The organism is Prauserella flavalba (assembly GCF_003202235.1).
Lineage (GTDB): Bacteria > Actinomycetota > Actinomycetes > Mycobacteriales > Pseudonocardiaceae > Prauserella_A > Prauserella_A flavalba.
In genome coordinates this window covers 280075-301544 of the sequence record NZ_MASU01000008.1, presented here as the reverse complement: position 1 = coordinate 301544, position 21470 = coordinate 280075, and the positions used below count along the sequence as shown (strand labels likewise).

Annotated in this window: 20 protein-coding genes; 8 read left to right on the top strand and 12 right to left on the bottom strand. The window is 70.7% G+C overall.

All coding sequences use genetic code 11. The annotated features are described in order from the left end of the window. Position 1: 1 nt before the first annotated feature. From BA062_RS21845 to BA062_RS21815, 7 genes are all read right to left on the bottom strand, one after another. On the bottom strand, positions 2-994 hold the full coding sequence (locus BA062_RS21845) for an ABC transporter substrate-binding protein (RefSeq protein WP_110339601.1): 993 nt from the start codon (positions 992-994) through the stop codon (positions 2-4). Continuing rightward, positions 991-1524 carry a LeuD/DmdB family oxidoreductase small subunit gene (locus BA062_RS21840; RefSeq protein WP_110339599.1) on the bottom strand — a complete coding sequence of 178 codons (534 nt, stop codon included), beginning with the start codon at positions 1522-1524 and terminating at the stop codon, positions 991-993. The genes BA062_RS21845 and BA062_RS21840 overlap by 4 nt, the downstream gene beginning before the upstream one ends. Beyond that, positions 1521-2783 (bottom strand): 3-isopropylmalate dehydratase large subunit, encoded by a 1263-nt coding sequence (locus BA062_RS21835; protein WP_110339597.1) that lies wholly within the window; start codon positions 2781-2783, stop codon positions 1521-1523. The genes BA062_RS21840 and BA062_RS21835 overlap by 4 nt, the downstream gene beginning before the upstream one ends. Beyond that, positions 2776-3633 carry an isocitrate lyase/PEP mutase family protein gene (locus tag BA062_RS21830; protein ID WP_110339595.1) on the bottom strand — a complete coding sequence of 286 codons (858 nt, stop codon included), beginning with the start codon at positions 3631-3633 and terminating at the stop codon, positions 2776-2778. The genes BA062_RS21835 and BA062_RS21830 overlap by 8 nt, the downstream gene beginning before the upstream one ends. After that, complete coding sequence (locus BA062_RS21825; protein WP_110339593.1) at positions 3626-4399, bottom strand: IclR family transcriptional regulator; 774 nt, start codon at positions 4397-4399, stop codon at positions 3626-3628. Before BA062_RS21825 ends, BA062_RS21830 begins: the two co-directional genes overlap by 8 nt. Before the next feature lie 77 nt (positions 4400-4476). Then, entirely contained in the window at positions 4477-4821 is a 345-nt protein-coding gene (locus BA062_RS21820; RefSeq protein ID WP_110339591.1) for a hypothetical protein, read from the bottom strand. A 274-nt stretch (positions 4822-5095) separates the two neighbouring features. After that, positions 5096-5671, bottom strand: a complete 576-nt coding sequence (locus BA062_RS21815; RefSeq protein WP_110339589.1) for a CGNR zinc finger domain-containing protein — start codon at positions 5669-5671, stop codon at positions 5096-5098. A gap of 81 nt (positions 5672-5752) precedes the next feature. Here BA062_RS21815 and BA062_RS21810 point away from each other — a divergent pair, with 81 nt between their 5' ends. Continuing rightward, entirely contained in the window at positions 5753-6925 is a 1173-nt protein-coding gene (locus tag BA062_RS21810; protein ID WP_110339587.1) for an epoxide hydrolase family protein, read from the top strand. 31 nt (positions 6926-6956) lie between these two features. Here BA062_RS21810 and BA062_RS21805 read toward each other — a convergent pair whose 3' ends face one another. Continuing rightward, positions 6957-7970 (bottom strand): MerR family transcriptional regulator, encoded by a 1014-nt coding sequence (locus tag BA062_RS21805; protein ID WP_110339585.1) that lies wholly within the window; start codon positions 7968-7970, stop codon positions 6957-6959. After that, the gene (locus tag BA062_RS21800; protein WP_110339583.1) at positions 7964-8650 is read right to left on the bottom strand and encodes a HEAT repeat domain-containing protein; all 687 of its coding nucleotides are present in this window, start codon (positions 8648-8650) and stop codon (positions 7964-7966) included. The genes BA062_RS21805 and BA062_RS21800 overlap by 7 nt, the downstream gene beginning before the upstream one ends. A gap of 109 nt (positions 8651-8759) precedes the next feature. Between BA062_RS21800 and BA062_RS21795 the strand changes: the two genes are divergently transcribed. The 5 genes from BA062_RS21795 (at position 8760) to BA062_RS21775 (ending at position 16952) form a co-directional block, all read left to right on the top strand. Further along, positions 8760-10082 (top strand): M20/M25/M40 family metallo-hydrolase, encoded by a 1323-nt coding sequence (locus BA062_RS21795; protein WP_110339581.1) that lies wholly within the window; start codon positions 8760-8762, stop codon positions 10080-10082. 66 nt (positions 10083-10148) lie between these two features. Next, complete coding sequence (locus BA062_RS21790; RefSeq protein WP_110339579.1) at positions 10149-13289, top strand: ATP-binding protein; 3141 nt, start codon at positions 10149-10151, stop codon at positions 13287-13289. 189 nt (positions 13290-13478) lie between these two features. Further along, positions 13479-14180, top strand: a complete 702-nt coding sequence (locus BA062_RS21785) for a GntR family transcriptional regulator (protein WP_110339577.1) — start codon at positions 13479-13481, stop codon at positions 14178-14180. A 29-nt stretch (positions 14181-14209) separates the two neighbouring features. Then, positions 14210-15376: an NAD(P)/FAD-dependent oxidoreductase gene (locus BA062_RS21780; protein ID WP_110339575.1), complete on the top strand. Its 1167-nt coding sequence runs from the start codon at positions 14210-14212 to the stop codon at positions 15374-15376. Between the two features lie 25 nt (positions 15377-15401). After that, on the top strand, positions 15402-16952 hold the full coding sequence (locus BA062_RS21775) for an AbgT family transporter (protein ID WP_110339573.1): 1551 nt from the start codon (positions 15402-15404) through the stop codon (positions 16950-16952). Positions 16953-17032: 80 nt separating this feature from the next. Here BA062_RS21775 and BA062_RS21770 read toward each other — a convergent pair whose 3' ends face one another. Genes BA062_RS21770 through BA062_RS21760 form a run of 3 tightly spaced genes read right to left on the bottom strand, consistent with a single transcriptional unit; the run spans position 17033 to position 19489 of the window. Further along, positions 17033-17890 (bottom strand): ABC transporter permease, encoded by an 858-nt coding sequence (locus tag BA062_RS21770; protein ID WP_110339571.1) that lies wholly within the window; start codon positions 17888-17890, stop codon positions 17033-17035. After that, a complete protein-coding gene (locus tag BA062_RS21765) occupies positions 17887-18885 on the bottom strand; it encodes an ATP-binding cassette domain-containing protein (RefSeq protein WP_110339569.1) in 999 nt (332 codons plus the stop codon). Before BA062_RS21765 ends, BA062_RS21770 begins: the two co-directional genes overlap by 4 nt. A 19-nt stretch (positions 18886-18904) precedes the next feature. Continuing rightward, on the bottom strand, positions 18905-19489 hold the full coding sequence (locus tag BA062_RS21760; RefSeq protein ID WP_110339567.1) for an NADPH-dependent FMN reductase: 585 nt from the start codon (positions 19487-19489) through the stop codon (positions 18905-18907). A gap of 108 nt (positions 19490-19597) precedes the next feature. Here BA062_RS21760 and BA062_RS21755 point away from each other — a divergent pair, with 108 nt between their 5' ends. Both BA062_RS21755 and BA062_RS21750 read left to right on the top strand, forming a co-directional pair. Then, on the top strand, positions 19598-20383 hold the full coding sequence (locus BA062_RS21755) for an MOSC domain-containing protein (protein WP_110339565.1): 786 nt from the start codon (positions 19598-19600) through the stop codon (positions 20381-20383). Further along, positions 20380-21366 (top strand): PDR/VanB family oxidoreductase, encoded by a 987-nt coding sequence (locus BA062_RS21750; protein WP_110339563.1) that lies wholly within the window; start codon positions 20380-20382, stop codon positions 21364-21366. Before BA062_RS21755 ends, BA062_RS21750 begins: the two co-directional genes overlap by 4 nt. The last annotated feature ends 104 nt before the right edge of the window (positions 21367-21470 follow it).

Here is a 21470-nt window from a genome sequence, read left to right as displayed (position 1 = left end):
CTCACTCACATTCGGTCGGCAGCGTGCTGCGGACGTTCCCCGGCAGGAACGTGTTCTGGAACAGATCGCAGAACTCGAGGTCCGTGCGATCCATGGCGATGCGCTGGGCCTCGACGGCCTGCTCGATGGCCTCGGCGTCGAAGCCGGCGCCCCAGTTGTCGTACTCGATCGCCTTCTCGACGATCGAGGTCGCGGACTCGACGTCGATGTCGATGTAGTCGGCGTAGAGCTGCGCGGCCTTACCGGGTTTCTCGCGGATGAACTCCACCGCGTCCGCGTAGCCTGCGACCACGGCCTTGACCGTCTCGGGGTTCCGCTCGGCGAACTCCGGCGTCGTGGTGATCACGCTCTGCTGGAACTTCTTCAGGTAGTCGGCGCTGGAGACGACCACGCGGAACTTGTCCGTCTTCGCGACCACCGACGGCGGGACCACGGCGACGTCGACGTCCCCCGCCTCGAGCAGTGCCACCCCCTCGCCGACGCCGCCCGAGGAGGTCCGCTGGATCTTCTGGGTCACCCCCGCGACCTCGGGCAGGATGAACGACAGGGCCTGGGTCACCGACTGTGGGTTCGTGTAGGCCCAGTTCCGGACGTCCTCGATGGTCTGCACGTCCGTGTTGCTGTCGAGCGTGTAGAAGTCGAGGCCGTAGACGCTCTGCGTCGCACCGCCGACGACGGTGAGGGGCGTGCCCGCCTCACTGGACTCCAGCACCGAGGTGAAGCCGACGTCGGCGATGGGGAGGTCGCCACTGAGCATGTTGCGAACGGTCGTACCGCCGCCCTTGCCCGGGACGATCTCGCCGATGGTCACCCCGCGCTTCTCGAAAAAGCCCTGGTCCTTGCCGACCAGCCAGGGGATGGAGTACGGCTCCGAGGCGTTGCTGACCGCGATGTCGAACGAGGTCACCCCCTCCGCGTCGCCGCTTCCGCCGCACGCGCTCAGCACCAGGGCGGCGGTGGCCGTGCAGGCGATCAGAGCGTTCCTGCTCTTCATGGTTGTCCTCCGGTGGTCGCGTCGTTGCGATCCAGGAAGCCTTCGGCTTCCAGGCGGTTGATCAGTCCCCCGCCGGCGACGAGTTCGACGACGAAGGCCGGCAGGGGCTCGATGTGGTGCTCGGCTCCCCGCGTTTCGTTGCGCAGCAGGCCTTCCACGGCGTCGATCACGAGGACGTCGCCCTCGTCGATCAGCGTGCGCGCCTCCGGCACGGTGAGCGCCGGGAGCCCGTAGTTCAGGGCGTTGCGGTGGAACAGGGAGTTGTACTGCTCGGCCACGAGGCACGAGACGCCGAGGTGGACGAACAGTTCGGCGCACGCGCGGCTCGACCCGAGGCCGAAGTTCTTGCCCGCCACCACGATGTCGCCCTTCTCGACGAGGGCGGGCCACCCGGGCCGGGTGGCGTCGAACATGTGCTGCGCCGCTTCGGAAACGGGCAGCTTCATCGCGAAGCCCGGGTACATGTCGTCGGTGTTGATCTCGTCGCCGAAGACCCAGGCGCGTCCCCGGACTCGCAGGGGCGATGTCACGCGGCCACCTCCATCAGCTGGTCCGGCCCGGCGATGTACCCGGTCAGCGCGGACGCCGCGACGGTGGCGGGCGAGGCCATGTAGACCTTCGCCTCGGTGCTGCCCATGCGACCGCGGAAGTTGCGGGTACTCGAGGTGACGCAGACCTCCCCCGGCGCGAGCACTCCCATGTGGTAGCCGAAGCACGCGCCGCACGTGGAGTTGGTGACCACGGCGCCCGCCTCGACGAGCGTGGCGACGTAGCCGCGCCGGACGGCCTCGAGATACACCTGCTGCGAGGCCGGCGTGACGATGAGCCGCACGCCAGGAGCCACCTTGCGTCCCTCGACGATCCTCGCCGCGGTTTCGAGGTCCGCGAGCTGGCCGTTGGCGCACGACCCGATGAACGCCTGGTCGATACGGGTCCGTTCGAGACCGCTGAGCGGCACCGCGTTGTTGATCACGGTGCCCGGCAGGGCCACCATCGGCTCGACCGCGCCGAGGTCGATGGTCCGCACCTCGGCGTAGACCGCGTCCGAATCCGGGTCACTCGGCACGTACGACGACCCCTGAGCCACACCGGCCAGGAACTCCTCGGTGACGGCGTCGCACGGAAACAGCGTGAAGTCCGCGCCGATCTCGGCTCCCTGGGTCGCGATGGTCCGGCGGTCCGGCATGGGCACGGAGGCGAGGCCCGGGCCGCCGAACTCGAGTGCGTGGTCGGTGGCGTCGCCGTACCGTCCGGAGATCGTCAGGAAGATGTCCTTGCCGTTGACGTGGGCCGGTTTCGTGCCGGTGAGCTCGTAGCGGATCGTCGGCGGCACGCGGTACCAGGTCTGGCCGGTGCAGAGCATCTGGAGGATCTCGAGCGGCCCCAGTCCCCGCGCGGCGGAGTTCAGCGCCCCGCCTGCGCACGTGTGGGAATCGGTGCAGCATACGACGGTGCCCGGCAGCACGAGCCCCTGCTCGGCGATGACCTGGTGAACGATGCCGTGGCGGCCCACGTCGTAGAACCGGTCGATGCCGTGCTTGGCGACGAAGGTCCGCGCCTTCGCGCCGTGACCTGCGTCCCTCGGCGTGGGTGCCGGGACCGCGTGGTCGAGAACCACCGCGACCTTGTCCGGGTCGTGGACCGCGCGGACGTCCGCGAGACGGTCGTGGGCGAACTGGACGTCGATCACCACGGTCATGTCGACGTCGCACGTGACGATCTGTCCTGGTTGGACGTCGGCCAGCCCGGCCGCGCGGGCCAGGATGCGCTCGATGATGGTGTCAGGCACGGCTCGGCTCTTTCCGTGCGCGCCGTGCGGCCCACTCATCGAGACCCACGGCCTCGAACAGGGCGCGCGGTCCGATCGCGGACCCGGACGCGAGGCCGCCACCCGCGATGTCGGACAGGGCTTCGGTCATGGCGGTGAACGCGGCGCCGATGGTCGCGGCGGGCAGGATCGCGCCGGCGTACCCGAACTGCTCGAGCCGCTCCCGTGACACCTCCGGCGTTTTGCCGCCAGGGACGACGTTGAAGATGACCGGTGCTCCGATCGCCGACGGGATCGCCGCCACCTGCTCGACGGTCTGCGGTGCCTCGACGAAGATCACGTCGGCGCCGGCGGCGACGTACTGCTTCGCCCGCGCGATCGCGGCGTCGAAGCCTTCGACGGCGATCGCGTCGGTGCGCGCGACGATCAGGCTCCCCCGGCGCCGTGCGGCGACCGCCGCCTCGATCTTGACGGCGAACTCCTCGACGGGAATGAGGGCCTTGTCGTCGAGGTGGCCGCATCTCTTCGGGAACACCTGGTCCTCGAGCTGCACGGCCGCCGCGCCGGCGTCCTCGTAGGTCCGCACGGTGCGGAAGGTATTGGTCTCGTCGCCGAAGCCGGTGTCGGCGTCGGCGATGACCGGGACGTCCAGGTGACGCCTGACCACCGCGATCGCACGGGCGATCTCGGTGACGGTGGTCAGCCCGATGTCGGGCAGTCCTTCGGCGGCGGAGACGGCCGCGCCGGAGACGTAGGCCGCCTCGACGCCTGCCCGCGCGGCGACGGCGGCCGACAGGCCGTCGTAGACACCGGGTGCGACGAGCAGCCGCCGCTGGCGCAGGAGTCCGGAAAGGACGGAGGCGTCAGACATCGGCGGGCTCCTCTGCCGGGACGTGCCCCATCCGGGCCGCGATGGCCCGCGCGGTGGCGGCGACGATCGGGCCGACCCGCTCGGCCTCCTCCCGGTCGAGCCGGATCGACGGACCGCCGATCGCCAGTGCTGCCTCCGGCCTGCCGTCGAACCCCGTCACGGGGGCGGCAACGGAGTTGAGGCCGACCTCGCGCTCGCTCTCGGTGAAGGCCCAGCCGCGTTCGCGCACCTGTGCCAGCTGGCGGTCCAGCTCCTCCCGCGCGACCACCGTCGCGTCGGTGAAGCGCTCCAGACCCGCGTCGAGCGCGGTGCCGAGCGCGTCCTCGTCGAAGGCCATGAAGCACTTGCCGGCCGCACCGGCGTGCAGCGGAAGCACCTGGCCGACGTAGCCCCGGTAGATCACGGAGTGCTGGGAAGCCGCCGAGATCACGAGCACGCGGCTGGCGCCCTGGCGCACGTAGAGGCCGGCGCTCTCCCCCGTCACGTCACGCAGCTGGTCGACGAACGGACGCGCGACGCCGAGCAGGCTCGACCCCGACCGCGCCGGCGCGCTCCACACCAGGACGCGCAGGCCGACCCGGTAGGAGTCCCCCTCCCGGACCAGGAGCCCCTCCTGCAGGAGCGTCGAGACGATCCGCGCGACGGTGGTCGCGGGCAGCCCCGTACGCGCGCGGATGTCCGCCACCCCGAGACGCGGCTCGGTCTCGGTGAAGCAATCCAACACATCGCACGCGCGGCCCAGCACGCGCACCCCAGGCTCTGGCATCCCATCCTCCAACACCGTTCTGCGGTTTCTGAAACCGTATAGCGGTGTGGAACGATAAGCAGGTGGCCTGCGTCACGTCAAGCCCGCGTGATCGAGGCTCGCTCCACCGGCGACGTCCGCGGCCGGACGGCCGGCCGGACGACAGGACACGCTGTGACCGGCGCCCCAGGATGGACCGCCCGCGCGATGCTGAGACTCTCGCCCACGCCGGCCACCACGTCGTCGGCGTGGATCTCCCTGCCACGGGCAACGTTGCCGACCTTGCCACCGCGCAAGCCGCGGCTCGGTGCGCCGACGCCGTCCGCCACCTCGCTGTGCTGGAGACCGCTCGCCGCGAGCGCGTCGCACGGGTCGTGCCGATCAGTTCCGCCGCGGTGCACCTGCCAGCCGTGGGCGACCGTCCGCTGACCGTTCTGCCCCACCTTCGGGATGACCAGTGTCGTGCTGCGCGCGGATCCCCAGGTCGACAGCCGCGCCCGCGCGGACCCGAGGGGACGGCCCCGTGCCGAGCTGCGCTACGCACGCGGGGGCTGGCTGTGTCGCCACGACCTGGCCGAGGCCTGCCTCGAAGCCGTGAATTCCGGAGTTACGCGAACCCGGATTCCGGCCCCGGGCGACTTCGACCATGGCGGAGAGGCAATTCCGGCACCAGACGTTGTCGGAGTATGTCCATGATGGACATGCCGAGGGCAGCGATCACCTTGCCGGTCGGGGGTTCTTGCTCCGGTTGGCGTTGAAGCGCGCCTTTTTCTGACGGTTGCCGCATGTGTTCATGTCACACCATTTGCGGGTGCGGCTCTGGCTGGTGTCGAAAAAGGCCGCCTGGCAGGTCGGTGATGCGCACAGCGCCAGTTTCCCGTCTCGTTCGCCGGCGATGATGCTGATCGCGTCGGCCGCGATCACGCCGAGGGCGTCTTCCACGCGGGAAGCCGAGCTGAGCCGCCACCGCCGTTCACCCTCGGGCGTCAGTACCGCCGCGGCCCGGCCCTGAGCGCTGCAGTCGTTGATGACGTGGACCGCCGCCGCGGGGAGAGGGTCCTGGATCGCGGCCGCTGTCGCGGCGGCGTGGATCGCCTCCCTCAGTTCCCGGGCGCGGTCGAGCTGGGCGGGGGTGCAGGAGTCCACGGCGAGGCCGTACACCGCCAGCCAGTCGATGAGCCGCTGCGGCGTGGGGATGCGCTCCACAGGGTCGCCCTGACGCTCGGACAGAGTCCCCGTGAAGCTGGTCGCCAGCACGTTACCGAGTCGGAAGTCAGGGAATCCAGCACGCATGGAACCACCTTAGCCGGTTGCACCCGGCATGCCGGCGTGCTAGAACCGGCTTAGCCGGTTCGCCGATGGCCAGGAGGTCTCATGTCCCGCCCCACCAGCGACGTGCACGCATTCGAAGCCCACGCGCCTGACGCCGACCTCGACGATCTGCGCGCGAGACTGGCCGCGGCGCGGCTACCGGAGGCCGAGACGGTCTACCGCGCCCCGCCCGGCCCACGCCGGTGGGACCAGGGCGTTCCACTCGCCGACCTCATCGAGGTCCTGAACTACTGGCGCACCGGGTACGACTGGCGGTCGTTCGAAGCGCGGCTCAACCGCATCGGCCAGTTCCGCACGACCATCGATGATCTGGGCATCCACTTCCTGCACCGCCGGTCCGCGCGCGCGGATGCCACTCCCCTGATCCTGACGCACGGCTGGCCGGGCAGCATCGCCGAGTTCATCGATGTAGTGGACGAGCTGGCGGCCCCGGAAGATGCGGGCGCGCCGGCGTTCCACGTCGTGGTCCCGTCGTTACCCGGCTTCGGGTACAGCGACAAGCCGGCCGCCACCGGGTGGGGAATCGAGAAGATCGCCGCCGCCTGGGTGGAACTGATGGGAAGGCTCGGCTACGGCAGGTTCCTGGCCCACGGCGGCGACTGGGGAGGTGTGATCACCACCGTCCTCGGCGGCAGGTTCCCGGCGCACGTTCTCGGCATCCACACATCGACCGCGCAGGCCCCGCCCGGGTTGACAACGGAAGGGCTGACGGCGACCGGGCGCCGATGGACCGAGGAAACCCGCGATTTCTGGCGCCACCGCGCGGCGTACGCGAAGCAGCAGGCGACCCGGCCGCAGACCATCGGCTACTCGCTCGTCGACTCACCGGTCGGGCTTCTCGCCTGGATCCTCGACAAGTTCGCCGAGTGGTCGGACACCGAAGACAGCCCGTTCGAGACGATGTCCCGAGACCGGATTCTTGACGATGTCACCCTGTACTGGCTGACCCGGACCGGCGCATCGGCGGCCCGCATCTACTACGAAAGCCACCTCTCGCTCGACCCCGATCTTCGGGTCGACGTCCCGTCAGCGATCACCGTGTATCCCCGCGACATCGAGAAGTGCCCGCGCGCCTGGGCGCAGGAGCGGTACCGGCAGATCGTCCGATGGAGGTCGCCCGAAACCGGGGGACACTTCCCATCGCTGGAGGTTCCCGGGTATTTCGTCAAGGATCTGCGGGACAGCCTCGCGGCAGTACTGGCCGCCAATCAGTGACCCTGGCCGGCACCCGGGTCGCGCCTCGGTCTCAGTCTGGGGATCGGTCGTCGAGCAACCCGGCGAGGGCCGAGGCGACGAGCGCGACCGACCGGTCGTCGTCGTGGGCCAGCTGCCGCAGGAGGTCACTGGCGACAGGCGCCGGCAGCTCGACGAGTGCCTGGGTCAGGCGGATCCGCACCGCGGAGTCGGCGGTGTGGGCGGCGAGCTCACCGGCCAGTGCGCTCCTGATCCGGTCCGCGCACTCGGGCTCCGACGCCAGGGTCCCCAGCACCTCGGCCGCCTCGACGTCGTTGGCGCCCTCGACCACCATGTCGACGAGCGTCGGCACGGCCGCGGTCGCGCCACGCCTGCCCACGGCCAGCGCGGCATGCCTGCGCACGGTCGTGTCCGAGTCCTGGAGCGCGTCCGCGAGCACCGCGGCCGCCTCGTCACCGGGCAGCTCGGCGATCGCCAGTACCGCGCGCCGCCGGATGCCCGCGTCGTCCGAGTACACGCCGGGCGCCACGCTCGCCACCCCGTCAGCTCCCGCCCGCGCGAGCGCCCACCGCAGTGTGCCCGCGACGTTCGGATCGGATTCGGCGAGGACCGCCTTGGCCAGCACCTCGGTGGCAACCGGCACGTCCTCGGCCGGGGCGAGCGCGGCCTGCTGCCTGCGGGCGGCGTGGGGTGAGCCGAGTCCGTGCAGCAGCTCGACGACGCGCAGGACGCCCTGCCAGTCCAGGGGCGCCGAGGCATCGATCGCGCGGAGTCGTTCGAGTAGCTCCCGATCCCGCCTCAGCCGCTCTTCGGTCCGCCGGATCAGGTCGCCGACCAGTGTGGACGGCACGAAGGCGGGATCCTCCAGCGCACGCCCGATCTGCCGCAGCGACAACCCCAGTGACCGCAGGCCTTCCACGTGGAAGATCCGGCGAATGTCCTCTTCGGAGTATTCCCGGTAGCCGCCCACGGTGCGGCCGGTGGGCCGGACCAGCCCGAGGGAGTCGTAGTGCCTGAGCATCCGCGTGCTCACCCCGGAGCGGCGTGCCACCTCGCCGATCAGCACGCCGCTCCCCCGGCCGTTTCCTGGCCGAGCGCGGCGATCCGCTTCGCCTCGTCGACGGCCAGGTCGAATCCGGACTCGGGATCCCGCAGGAGCCGCAGCGTGGCGTGCGCGTGCGCCCGCACCGCCGGGTCGCCGCTCGCCAGTGCGGGCCGCAGGGCGGGCTCGATCACCTCGCCGAGCGCGACGAGTGCCCGGCTCAGGCTCAGCCGCACGGCCCGGGCACCACGGCCGAGCTGTGTGGCCAGCTCGGCGGCCAGCCATGCCCGCTCCCCGTCGGGCACGAGGGCGACGGCGGTACGCCACGCGGTTCGCGCGACCTCGTCGTCGGCGTCCCGCAGCAACGACCGCGTGATCGCGGGCCACGTGCCCTCGTCGCCGACCTTCGACAGCGTGTGCAACGCCTGGCTCCGGGCCTGAGCGCGCTCCGAACGCAGCTCCGCGAGGAGGCGGGGAACCGTGGTCTCCGCCGGAAGGCGGGTCAACGCCCAGGTGAGCATGTCGCGCACGAAGAAGTCCGGTTCGATCGCGCATCGCCGCACGAGTGCGTCGGCGAGGCCGGGGTCGGCCCGCGTGCCGATCGCGAGCGCTGCCTCGAGCCGCGTCGACGAGCTCCCGGCGCTCAACGCGTCGCGCAGGCGGGTGTCCTGTGGGTTGCCGGGTGTCGGGTGGATGGGGATCACCTCCTGCCCGCAGTCAAGACCTTGTCACGGTGTCAAGGTCAAGCGTCCTGCCCGGATCGGGTCCCCCGCGGCCCCCATGTCTCACCTGCGCCAATGATAGGAATGTCAGGTGACCGAACCTAACCTGATCGATGCCGCCGCCGATGAGGCCGTGACGCTCACCAGCGAGCTCCTCCGCATCGACACGACCAACACCGGCGATCCCGCCACCCTCGTCGGCGAGCGGGCCGCCGCCGAGTTCGTCGCCGAGAAGCTCACCGAGGTCGGGTACGAGATCACCTACGTCGAGTCCGGCGGCAAGGACCGGCACAACGTGATCGCGCGCCTCGCCGGTGCCGATCCCGGCCGGGGCGCGCTGCTCGTCCACGGGCACCTCGACGTCGTGCCCGCCGACCCGTCCGAGTGGTCCGTGCACCCGTTCTCCGGGGCCATCCAGGACGGCTACGTGTGGGGCCGCGGCGCGGTCGACATGAAGGACATGGTCGGCATGACGCTCGCGCTGGCCAGGCACTACAAGAAGCACGACATCGTCCCGCCGCGCGACATCATCTTCGCCTTCCTCGCCGACGAGGAGGCAGGCGGCAAGTACGGCGCGCAGTGGCTGGTCGACAACCGGCCCGACCTGTTCGAGGGCGCCACCGAGGCCATCAGCGAGGTCGGCGGGTTCTCGATCACCCTTCGCGACAACGTGCGCGCCTACCTGATCGAGACCGCGGAGAAGGGCATCCGCTGGATGAAGCTGCGGGTCCGCGGCACCGCGGGCCACGGTTCGATGATCCACCGCGACAACGCCGTCACCAAGCTCTCCGAGGCCGTCGCCAGGCTCGGCAACCACCGCTTCCCGCTGGTGCTCACCGACTCGGTCCGCGAGTTCCTCGCCGGGGTCACCGAGATCACCGGCTGGGACTTCCCCGAGGACGACCTCGAGGGCTCCGTCGCCAAGCTCGGCAACATCTCGCGCATGATCGGCGCGACCCTGCGCGACACCGCCAACCCCACGATGCTCACGGCCGGCTACAAGTCCAACGTCATCCCCTCCACGGCCGAGGCCGCGGTCGACTGCCGGATCCTGCCCGGCAGGCTCGAGGCCTTCGACCGCGAACTCGACGAGCTGCTCGGCCCCGACATCGAGAAGGAGTGGATGGAGCTGCCGCCTGTCGAGACCACGTTCGACGGCGCGCTGGTGGACGCGATGACCGCCGCGGTGCTGGCCGAGGACCCCGGCGCGCGCACCCTGCCGTACATGCTCTCCGGCGGCACCGACGCGAAGTCGTTCCAGCGGCTCGGGATCCGCAACTTCGGGTTCGCTCCCCTGCGGCTACCGGCCGACCTGGACTTCTCGGCTCTCTTCCACGGTGTCGACGAGCGGGTTCCCGTGGACGCGCTGCGCTTCGGCACCCGCGTGCTCGACCGGTTCTTCCGGGCCAGCTGACAGCCCGGCGGACACCCGGATAAGAGCCGACAATTCGGGCCCTCAGTCGCTAGGGTCGACAACGCCATGCGAACCGAGAACCCCGCCGGCGTGCTCATCGGCCGTGAGCATCCGGCCGGACAGCTGCGCGCCGAGGTCGCCAGGGCCGCCGAGAGCCACGGCGGCCTCGTTCTGGTGACCGGTGAGGCCGGGATCGGCAAGACGACCCTGGTCACGAGCGCGGCCGACGACGCCCGCAAACAGGGCGCCCTCGTGCTGGGCGGGTCCTGCTGGGACTCCGACAACGCGCCCGGCTACTGGCCGTGGGTGCAGGTCGTGCGCGGGTTGCGGCGCGGGGCCACCGCCGGGGAATGGGCGCGGGCCGGGGAGGCGGCCGGCGACCGGCTCGGGATCCTGCTCGGCGAGTCCGCGCCCACCGAGCAGGCCGACGCCTTCCAGCTCTACGACGCCGTCACCAGCGCGCTCGTCGCGGTGTCCCAGGAGCGGCCCGTGGTCGTGGTGCTCGACGACCTGCACTGGGCCGACCCTGCGTCGCTCAAGCTGCTGGAGTTCGCGGCGCAGCACACGTGGTTCGAGCGCGTGCTGCTGGTGGGCACATACCGCGACGTCGAGGTCGAGGCCGCCGACCACGCGCTCGCCCCGCTGATCATGTCGCTGCTGGGCAGGGCGACCACACTGACGCTGACGGGCCTTGAGCCCGCCGGCGTCGGCGCGCTCATGGCCCGCACCATCGGCGGCGAGCCCGACGCGGAGCTGGTCGCCGAGGTGCACCGGCGCACGGGCGGCAACCCGTTCTTCGTCGAGCAGACCGCCCGGCTGTGGCACGGCAGCGGCACGATCACCACCATCGCGCCGGGCGTGCGCGACGCGGTGCGCCGCAGGCTGTCACTGCTGCCCGAACCCGTGACCGCGCTGCTCACCGGCGCCGCCGTGCTCGGCAGGGAGTTCCACCGCCAGGTGCTGGCCGCGACCGTCTCCGCGCCGGTGCCACAGGTCGACCGCCTGCTCGAACGCGCGACCGCGGCGAGGCTGGTGCTCTCGCGCGGCGGGGGCTCGTTCGCGTTCGCCCACGACCTGGTGCGCGAGACGCTCTACGACACGCTCGACGAGGCCGAGCTGCGCGGCAGGCACGCGGCCGTCGTCCGCGCGCTCGACCGCTCGCCCGCGCTCGCCGAGCGCGTCTTCCCCGCCGACCTCGCCCGCCACGCCTATCTGGCGGGCGAGGAGATCGAGCGAGGACACGCGGTGCGGTTGCTGCTGGCGGCCGCGCGGCACGCCTCCAGCAGGCTGGCCTCCGAGGAGGCCGTCGGGCACTACCGGCGCGGGCTCGAGCTGGCGGGTGAGGCGCAGCCGCGGCTGTGGATCGTGCTCGCACTCGAACTGTTCCGCCAGCTCGACCACGACCGCGACACCGAGAACGCCCGCAGGCTGCTCGGCGAGGCCAGAACGTTCGCACTCGACCGGGACGACCCCGCGCTGCTCGCCCGCGTGGCGCTCACGGCGTACCACTCGCACCGGGGGGCGGGGCGCGAGCTCGCACGCGACCTGCTCGCCGAGGCCCATCACGCGCTGATCGGCGACGGCGGGCCCGAGGACCGCTCGTCGCAGCAGCTGGCCGCCGAGCTCACGTTCCGGCTCGAGAAGCTCGCCCGGCAGGACGGGGACGACGAGACCCTCGGGTTCACCCTGTGGTCGCTGCACGACACGCTCTGGGGGCTCGGCACCGCCAAGCAGCGCGTGACGCTCACCGACGAGCTCGCGGACGTCGCCCGCCGCACCGGCGACACGGAGACCGAGCAGTTCGCCACCTCACTGCGCTGGGTCGCGCTGCTGGAGATGGGCGATCCCGCCTACCTGGACCAGCTCGACAGGTTCGTCGCGCTCACCGCCACGATCGGCGACACCCGCATGGCCATCGGAGCGCTGATCGACCAGAGCCTGATCGCCGCGTTCACCGGCCGCTTCGCCGACGCCGAGGAGCTCGCCGCCCGTGCGGACGAGTCCTGGCCCGCCGAGCACGAGCACCTCTTTCCCATGAGCCACCACCAGCGCTGGCAGTTGCTCTACTTCAGGGGCGACCTGGCGGGGCTGGAGCGGCTGCACGACACGATCGGCCCCGCAGACTACTCGCACGCGCCGCTCATCGCGGCCATCACCGCGCTGCGCAAGGGTGATCCCGGCCCCGCGCTGCGGCTGCTGGCCGAGGGGCCGGGCGACGACGCGGAAGCCCGCAGCGTCGGCCCGCTGTGGCTGCGCCTGCGCGCGCAGACGGCCGCCGTCACCCGTGACCCCGAGCTGTGCGAGCGGGCCAGGGAGGAGCTGACCCCGTTCGCGGGCCAGTACCTCGTCTCGCTGTACGGCTTCGATCTCAGCGGTCCCGTGGACTACTGGCTCGCCACGGTCGACGCCGCACAGCGGCGCTGGGACCGGGCGATCGAGGGCTTCACCGGCGCGTGGCGTTCCGCCGACGCCATGCGCACCCGCGTGTGGTCGATCGAGGCGCGGGCGGGGCTCGCGGAGGCACTGCTCGGCAGGAACGCACCAGGGGACGCCGGCCGCGCCGCCGCGCTGCGGAGCGAGATCGAGCGCGAGGCAGGGGAACTGGGGATCACGCTCGACGCGCCGTCGTCCACAGTGGAGAGTCAGGCGAGCGGTGTTTCGGGCGAGTTCCGGTTCACCGGCGAGGTGTGGTCGCTCGGACTCGACGGGCACACCGTGCACCTGCCCGACGCCAAGGGATTGCGCGACCTGCATCACCTGATCAGCAGGCCCGGCACGGACGTCTCCGCCGTGGAACTGCTCAGCCCCGACGGTGGCGAGGTGGTGATCGCCGCGAAACGCCTTGGCGGCGACGACATTCTCGACGACGAGGCCAGGGCGAACTACCGGCGCAGGCTCGCCGTGCTCGACGAGCAGATCGACAGCGCCGCCGCCCGCGGCGACGACACCAGGGCCGCCGAGTACGACCGCGAACGGGCGGCGCTGCTGCACGAACTGCGCGCGGCCGCGGGACTCGCGGGGCGCCAGCGCCGCCTCGGCGACGAGGCGGAGCGGGCCCGCAAGGCCGTGACCGCGCGCATTCGCGACACCCTGCGCAAGCTCGACGATCGCCACCCGCGGCTCGCCGCGCATCTGCGGGCGACCGTCTCCACCGGCGCGAGCTGCCGCTACGACCCGGGCGCCGAGGCGATCTCCTGGCGGCTCTGACCAGGCCGCGTCAGGCCTCGACGAGTAGGTCCTCGCGGCGTGGCTGCCGTGGGCAGGGCAGGCTACGGCGGCGTCGTCCGCCTCCGCGCTGATCGTCTCGTGCACCGGTCCATGACCATCCGGCTACCCTCTCGCGACCTCCACTGCTCGCATATTGACCTAACAATTGAGTTTTTGTACGGTCTAAGCATGCCGACGCTGCACGAGAAGATCAGGCGGGAGCTCGAGGACCGGATCCACGCGGGCACGCTGGCCCCGGGCGCGAAGCTGCCGACCGAGCTGGAACTGTGCGAGCAGTACGAGGTCAGCCGCGCGACCGCCCAGCGGGTCCTCAACGATCTCGCTGATGCGGGGCTGGCCGTGCGGCGGAGGCGCCAGGGCACGTTCGTCGCGGACGTGCGCCAGCAGATCAACCTGCTCAGCTACGCGTCGCCGGACACACATGTCAAGGGCGTACCAGGGCGGCACGAAGTGCTGTCCGCCCGGATCGTCCGGGCGGCCGACGCCGTGCTGGAGCTGCCCGGAGCCGAGGACGACACCGCGGTGGTGGAACTGGTGCGGCGCAAGCTGGACCTGCACGACCAGCCGCGCACGATCGAGCGGCACGTCGTGTTGTTCTCGGCGGCACCCGAGCTGCTGAACGAGGACCTCGCGGAACTCGTCTCCCTGTCGTACTTGCGCGACCGCGGGGTTTCGATCGACCGCATCCGGGTCTATCTGGACCCGGTGGTCCTCGATGAGCACGACGCCGAACTGCTCCGCAGCGAGGCCGGGACGCCGACGTTGAGGCGGCGCCGCGAGCTGCGCGCACCCGATGGGACCGCGATCGAGATCGTCACGGCCCTGATCCGCCCGGGTGCCGCGGAGTTCTTCGTCGAATTCCCCGCGTAGCTACCACTTGAGAAAGGAGCGAACCTCCGATGAAGGTCATCGTGGTCGGGGCCGGGGTGCTCGGTGCCAGTGTCGCCCGATCGCTGTCGAGGGCCGGCGAGGACGTTCTCCTGCTGGACCGCAAGGGGCCGGGCGCGGGCACGAGTTCGACCACCTTCGCGTGGACCAACTCGAACCGTAAACCGGACCCGGACTACTACCGGCTGAACCTCGAGGGCATGGCGGAACACGAGAAGCTCGCCAGGGAACTGCCGGGCGAACCCGCGTACTTCCGCAGTGGCGGCCTGCAGTTCGCCGATACGGACAGCGAGCCGTGGCTGGTGCAGAATGTGGAACGCCTGCGGGCACTGGGGTATCCGGCCCGCTGGGTGACCCGTGCGGAGGCGGCGCCCATCGTTCGCGGGATCCGGATTCCCGATGACACCACGGCGATCGCGCATTTCCCTGCCGAGGGCTATGTCCGCCCGGACCGCTTGGTGCAGAATCTGCTGGCTGACGCGGTCCGGCACGGCGCGGTGCTCTCGATCGGGGAGGTGCTGTCCATCAGCGACGGCCCGGATCGGGCCTCGGTCACCTTGGCCGATGCCACAGTGCACACCGCCGACCGGGTGGTGTTGGCCGCGGGGCGGTGGACCGACGACCTCGCGGCCCGCTCCGGCATCGACGTCCCGATGATCACCGACACCGGGCGCGGATCACCGATCATCGGCCTGCTCGGCTACGTCCGCTTCCCTGCGCTCGACATCGGCTGTGTGGTGCACACCCCAAGACTGAACCTGCGGCCCGGCGCCGGCCTGCCCGTCGTGGTGCAGGCACTCGACCTGAACCCGGACGTCGACCCATCCCGCCCACCCGCACCCGGCAGTGAGATCGCCACCGCGATCACCCGGCGGCTCACCGCCCTGCTGCCCGATCCCGCACAGACCCCGGACATCGACCTCCGCGTGGGCCTGCGCGCACTGCCCGCCGACGGCAACACCATCGCGGGCTACCCGGCCGAGCACGCGCGGACCTACTGCCTCGCCTCCCACGGCGGAATCACGCTGGCGCCGCTACTCGGCCGTCTGGTCGCCACCGAGATCGTCACCGGCGAAAGCCAAGAACTCCTGAAACCCTTCCGCCCCAGCCGGTTCGCCGGAATGCGGCGGTCCGACCTCCCGGCCGTTCCCCGCCCCGTCATGCTGGGTGAGCAATAGCCGGCCACACGGAAGGCTACAGCCAATGACCGACCGCAAAGGCAATGTCGCCGAGGCCGGCAACGACCGCTTGACCGGCTTGTTTCGCGTCATCGGCGCAATCGAGCGAGCCGGGAACAGACTTCCCCACCCGTTCTGGCTCTTCTGGATCCTCGCCGGGATCCTCGGAGTCGTCAGTTTCGTTCTGTCCATTCTGGACATCTCCGTCACCCTACCGAAAACGGGTGAGGTCGTCGCGGTGAAAAGCCTGCTGTCACTGGACGGCATCGGCTTCGCCGCGGAGTCGGCGCTGGAGAACTTCGCGGAGTTCAAACCGCTCGCGGTCATCGTGGTGATGCTGCTCGGCGTCAGCGTGGCCGAGAAGAGCGGGCTGCTCGAGGCGATCCTGCGGCTGACGGTGATCCGGCTGTCCGGCCGCTGGGTCACCTTCGCCATCGCGTTCGGCGGCATGGTCGCGCACATCATGAGCGATTCGGCGTACCTGGTCATGATCCCGCTCGGCGCGCTCGCCTTTCGCGCGGCCGGGCGCAGTCCGGTCCTCGGTATCATGGTCGCCTACGTGTCGGTGTCCGCCGGGTTCAACGCCAGCCCGCTGCCCACCCCCGGCGACGCCATCCGGGCCGCGCTCACCACCCAGGCCGCGCAGACCGTAGACCCGGACTACGTGGTGACGCCGGTGGCGGCCTACTTCTTCTTCGCGGCGTCGTCGCTGCTGCTGGCCGTGGTGATCACGCTCGTCGTGGAGCTCGTGCTGGCGAAACGACCCGACCTGGAGACCCACGACAACCCACCGGCGGGGCAGGAGCCCGAAGTCCGACTGACCACACCGGAAAGGCGGGCGCTGCTGCGGGTCGGCATCATCGCGGTCGCCTTCGTGCTCGCCGTTGTCGCCCTCCTGCTGATCCCCGGTTCGTCGCTGCTCGGCGAGGACGGCACCGTGGTGCGGTCGGTGGTCATCGAGAACATCAGTGTGTTCATCGCGCTGCTCTTCGCGCTGATCGGGTTCGCTTACGGCAAGACCGTGGGCACGGTGCCGGCACTCTCATCCCTGCCGAAGATCATGGCCGACGGGGTCGGCCGGGTCGCGCCGGTCATCGTGTTGTTCTTCGCCGTGGCGCAATTCCTCGCCTACTTCGAATGGACCGGAATTGCGTCGGTACTGACAGTGCACGGCGCCGACCTGCTCAACGCCGTCGACGCCCCGCATCTGGTGGTGATGCTGGTCATCATCGTGTCGATCAGCCTGCTGAACCTGATCATCACCAGCGGCTCGGCGCAGTGGGCGATCCTCGCCCCGGTCATGGTGCCGATGATGATGTACGTCCAGCTGCCGCCGGAGGCCGCGATGGCCGCGTTCATGATCGGCGACTCGGTCACCAACGCGGTCACCCCGATGAGCCCGTACTTCGTGCTCGCTCTCGGCTTCGTCCAGCAATACCGCCGGAGCGCGGGAATCGGCACGCTGATGTCGTTCACCGTCCCGATCTCGTTCGCCATCCTCGTCGTGTGGTCGGGCTTCTTCGCGCTCTGGTACGGCCTCGGCCTCCCACTCGGGCCGGGTGTGCAGCTGAGCTAGCCGGCAACCCCGGGGAGAGAGCGGGAGGGTGTTCAGCTCGGTCGGCGCGACCGGATCTCGAACGCCCTCCCGCCTCGACGTCATTTCCTGTTGTAGAGCCGCATCGTCAGCGTGCCGAAGATCGCGAGGATCACGCCGCCGGAGATGAGCGTCCACAGGATCTCACCACCGTCGGGCGTGCCCGCCATCAACGAGCGCACCGCCGCCACGAGGTGCGCGATCGGGTTGACGTCCACGAACGCCTGCAGCCAGCCCGGCATCGTCTCCGGGTTGACGAACACATTGGACAGGAACGTCATCGGGAAGAGCACGAGCATGCTCACGCCCATCACCGACTTCTCGCTCTTGAGGAACAGGCCGAACATCGTCCAGATCCACGAGAACGCGAACGAGAACGCCACGAGCAGCGCCACACCGAGCAGCACACCGGTCAGCCCGCCCTCGGGACGGAAACCGAGGATGAGCCCCAGCGTGAGGATCACCGTCGAGCCGATCAGGTACCGGCAGACGTCACCGAGCAGCGCACCGACCAAAGCGGACGGTCGCCAGATCGGCAGCGTGCGGAACCGGTCGAACACACCCTTCTCGATGTCGGTGTTCACCCCGATCCCGGTGTACATCGTGATCATCACGATGCTCATCACCAGGATGCCCGGCAGCAGGAACTGCAGGTACTCACCCGTCGACCCGGCGAGCGCGCCGCCGAAGAGATAGGTGAACATCAGCGTCATCATGATCGGGAACGCGGTGACGTCGAACAGCTGGTCGGGCACGTGCTTGATCTTCAGCATCGCCCGCCAGCCGAACGTCACCGACGCCGACCACGCGCTCGGTCTCGGTGGCTGCTCGCCCGAGGCGAGCACGGCACCGAGACCTTCTGCGGTGGGGACGTAGGCGGCCGACGGAGCGGTCTCCTTCTCCGGGGTCGCGGTCGTCATGCCGCCACCTCCTTCTCGGTCGGGTTGGCTGTGTGGTCGGTGAGGGCGAGGAACACCTCGTCGAGGCTGGGCTGCCCCAGCGAGAAGTCGTCGACGGTGATACCGGCGGCGGCGAGCTCGTGCAGGGCCCGGGACGCCTGCTCGGCCGCTCCGCTGCCGGACTCCTCGCCGGAGATGCGCGCCGTGAGCGCCACCGGCTCCGGTTCGAGCGTGACGTCCGTGCCGAGCGTGCGCGCGAGCACCCGCTCGGCCTCGGGCCGCTGCGCGGCGTCGCGCAGCCGGACGTGCACCGAACCGGCGCCGACCGACGACTTCAGCTCACCGGGCGTGCCGTCGGCGATCACCCGGCCCTGGTCGATGACCGCGATGCGGGATGCCAGCTGGTCGGCCTCGTCCAGGTACTGCGTGGTGAGCAGCACCGTCGTGCCCTGAGCGACGATGATCCGCACGATGTCCCACACCTGGTTGCGGCTGCGCGGGTCGAGGCCCGTGGTGGGCTCGTCGAGAAACAGCAGGTCCGGCGTCTTGATGATGCTCGCGGCGATGTCGATGCGCCTGCGCATCCCGCCCGAGTAGTTCTTTACCTGCCGGTCCGCGGCCTCGGTGAGCCCGAACGCCTCCAGCAGCTCGGCCGCCCGCCTGCGCGCGCCCGGCTTGCGGTGCCCGAGCAGCCTGCCCAGCAGCACCAGGTTCTCGGTGCCGGTCAGGTCCTCGTCGATCGAGGCGTACTGCCCGGTGAGACTCACCTTGCCGCGGACCGCGTCCGCCTCGCGCACGATGTCGTGGCCGAACACGGTGGCCTCGCCCCCGTCGGGCCGCAGCAGCGTCGCCAGCATGCGGACAGCTGTCGTCTTGCCGGCTCCGTTCGGCCCGAGCACCCCGTACACGGTCCCCGCTGGCACCTCCAGGTCGATGCCACGCACCGCCCTCGTCTTACCGAAGGTCTTGATCAGTCCTGACGCCTGGATCGCCAGTTCTCCCCTGTGCTTGCTCATCAACTTTCCTTTCTCCAAGTCAGGTGACGTAGGGCCGCTCGGCGCGCGCGGCGCGCAGCGCCCGGCCCCACCAGACGAGCTGGTCGAGCATCGCGGCGACCCGGGACGCGGTCTCCCCGTCGTCGGCGGGCCTTCCGCTCTCGTCGACGTCGTCGGCGAAGAGGTCGAAGCTCACGGTGTCGCGCATGGTGACGACGTGCAGCTCGACGAACACGCACCGCAGCTGTTCCACGGCGTAGAGCCCGGCGGAGCGGCAGCCGTAGGAGACGAACCCGGCCGGTTTGCCGTGCCATTCGTCGTAGGCGACGTCGATGGCCTGCTTGAGGGAGGCCGGGAAGCTGCGGTTGTACTCGGGGGTCACCACCACGAAGGCGTCCGACTCCTCGATCCGCGCCGCGAGCCTGGCCATGTCGTCGGTCGCCTCGGCGGGCAGCTGCCCTGGCAGGTCGAAGTCGGCGAGGTCGACGACGTCCACGTCGAGGTCCTCCCGGTGGCGCGCCAGACCGGCGAACCAGTGCGCGACGACGTCGCCGACCCGCCCCTTCCTGGTGCTGCCGACGATCACCGCGACACGCAGTGCGGTCGTGTCCTCGCTCGCGGTCATCCGGCCTCCTCTCGCTCCCGACCTCCAGGCGCGAGATCGGGAGGGGCGGCCGCTAGACCGGATCTAGCGGGATACGGTGCACCTGGCGAAGGGAGCGAGACGACTGCGATGACCGGACACATCCGCCACCTGTACGTCTACCCGATCAAGGGCCTGAGCGCGCAGCCGCTGGACTCGGTGACCCTCGAGGCGGGTCGCGGGGTGCCGCACGACCGCGTGTTCGCGCTCGCCCGGCCGGAGGGCCGGTACGTGCCCGGCCAGACGAGCCCGCTGCCGAAGGACCAGTTCTTCATGCTGGCCCGCGACGAGCGCCTCGCCGGACTCGCGACCCGGTTCGACCCGGCGAGCTCGGTGCTGACGGTGGACGTGCGCGGGCACCGGGTGCTGGAGGCGGACCTGTCCAGCGAGCGGGGCGCCGAGGAGGTCACCGCGTTCTTCGCCAGGGTGCTGGACCGGCCCGCCGAGCGCCCGCCGCTGCTCGCCCACGCCGAGGGCAGGCGGTTCACCGACGTGTCGGTGGTCTCCGACGCGATGATGAACGCGATCTCGCTCATCAATCTGGACTCGGTGCGCGATCTGGAGGACCGCGTGGGCGTGCCGGTCGACCCGCTGCGGTTCCGGGCGAACGTGTACTTCGACGGGCTGCCACCGTTGAGCGAGCTCGACCTCGTGGGCAAGGAGTTCCGGATCGGCGAGCTGCGGCTGCGGGGCGTGCTCAACACCAAGCGCTGCGCGGCGACCGAGGTGGATCCGGTGAACGCCGTCCGCGACATCGCGGTCCCGCGCCACCTCGTGCAGCAGTACGGCCACGCGGAGCTGGGCTGCTACGCCGAGGTGCTGAGCGGTGGCACGATCCGGCCCGGGGACGTCATCTCCTACGGGGCTGCCGCATGAGCACGCCGGCGTTCCCCCTGCGGATCACGGCCAAGGACCTGCTCACTCCGTCGGTGTGCCGGTTCGAGCTGCGGGCCCCCGACGGCTCCGCGCTGCCCGCCTTCACCCCCGGCGCGCACCTGACCGTGCACACCCCGTCGGGGGCCGCGCGCAGCTACTCCCTCACCGGCGACCCGGCCGAGCGCGACCGCTACGTGATCGCCGTGGCCCGCGAGGACGGCGGCCGGGGCGGTTCGGTGAGCCTCGTCGACGACACCCGGGCCGGTGACGAGCTGGCGGTCTCGGCGCCGTCGAACAGCTTCGAGCTGCGGCCCTCGCAGCGGTACCTGCTGATCGCGGGCGGTATCGGCATCACGCCGATCAGGGCGATGTTCCGGCACCTGCGCCGCCGCGGGGCCGACGTGCGGCTGGTGTACCTGACGCGCTCGCCGGAGCACACCGCGTTCCTCGGCGAGTTCACTGTGGACGACGAGACCGTGGTGCTGCACCACAGCGGCGCCGGGGCGGGCCGCCTCGACCTGTGGCCCTACCTCGCCGAGCCGCGCGAGGACACCCGCGTGTACTGCTGCGGGCCCGCCGGGCTGCTGGCCGACGTGCGCGCGCTGACGATGCACTGGCGGCCGAGCCGGGTGCACTTCGAGGACTTCGCCGGGGTCGCGGGCACCGACGGCACGGCGCTGCCGTTCCGCGCGACGTGGCGGCCCACCGGGCAGACGGTGGCCGTACCCGCGGACACGACGTTGCTGAACGCGCTGCGGGACGCCGCGATCGAGGTGCCGAGCTCATGCGAGAGCGGGACCTGCGGCACGTGCCGCGTCCGGCTGTACGCGGGCGAGCCCGAGCACCGGGATCTCGTGCTGGACGCCGATCAGCGGCGCCGTTTCGTGATGCCGTGCGTTTCCCGCGCCGAGGGTGAGAGTCTCGAGATCGGTCCCGACGTGGCCACCTCTGGCGAATACCCGGCGCCGGCGGACAACCAGTAACCGCATTTGCGCGTCTACCGGCTAGTGGAGTTGCTTTCTCCTATCCGGGGTTAGTGCGAACACAGACCGTTATAATCGGGAACGTGTTCCCGGGCCGGCGGTAT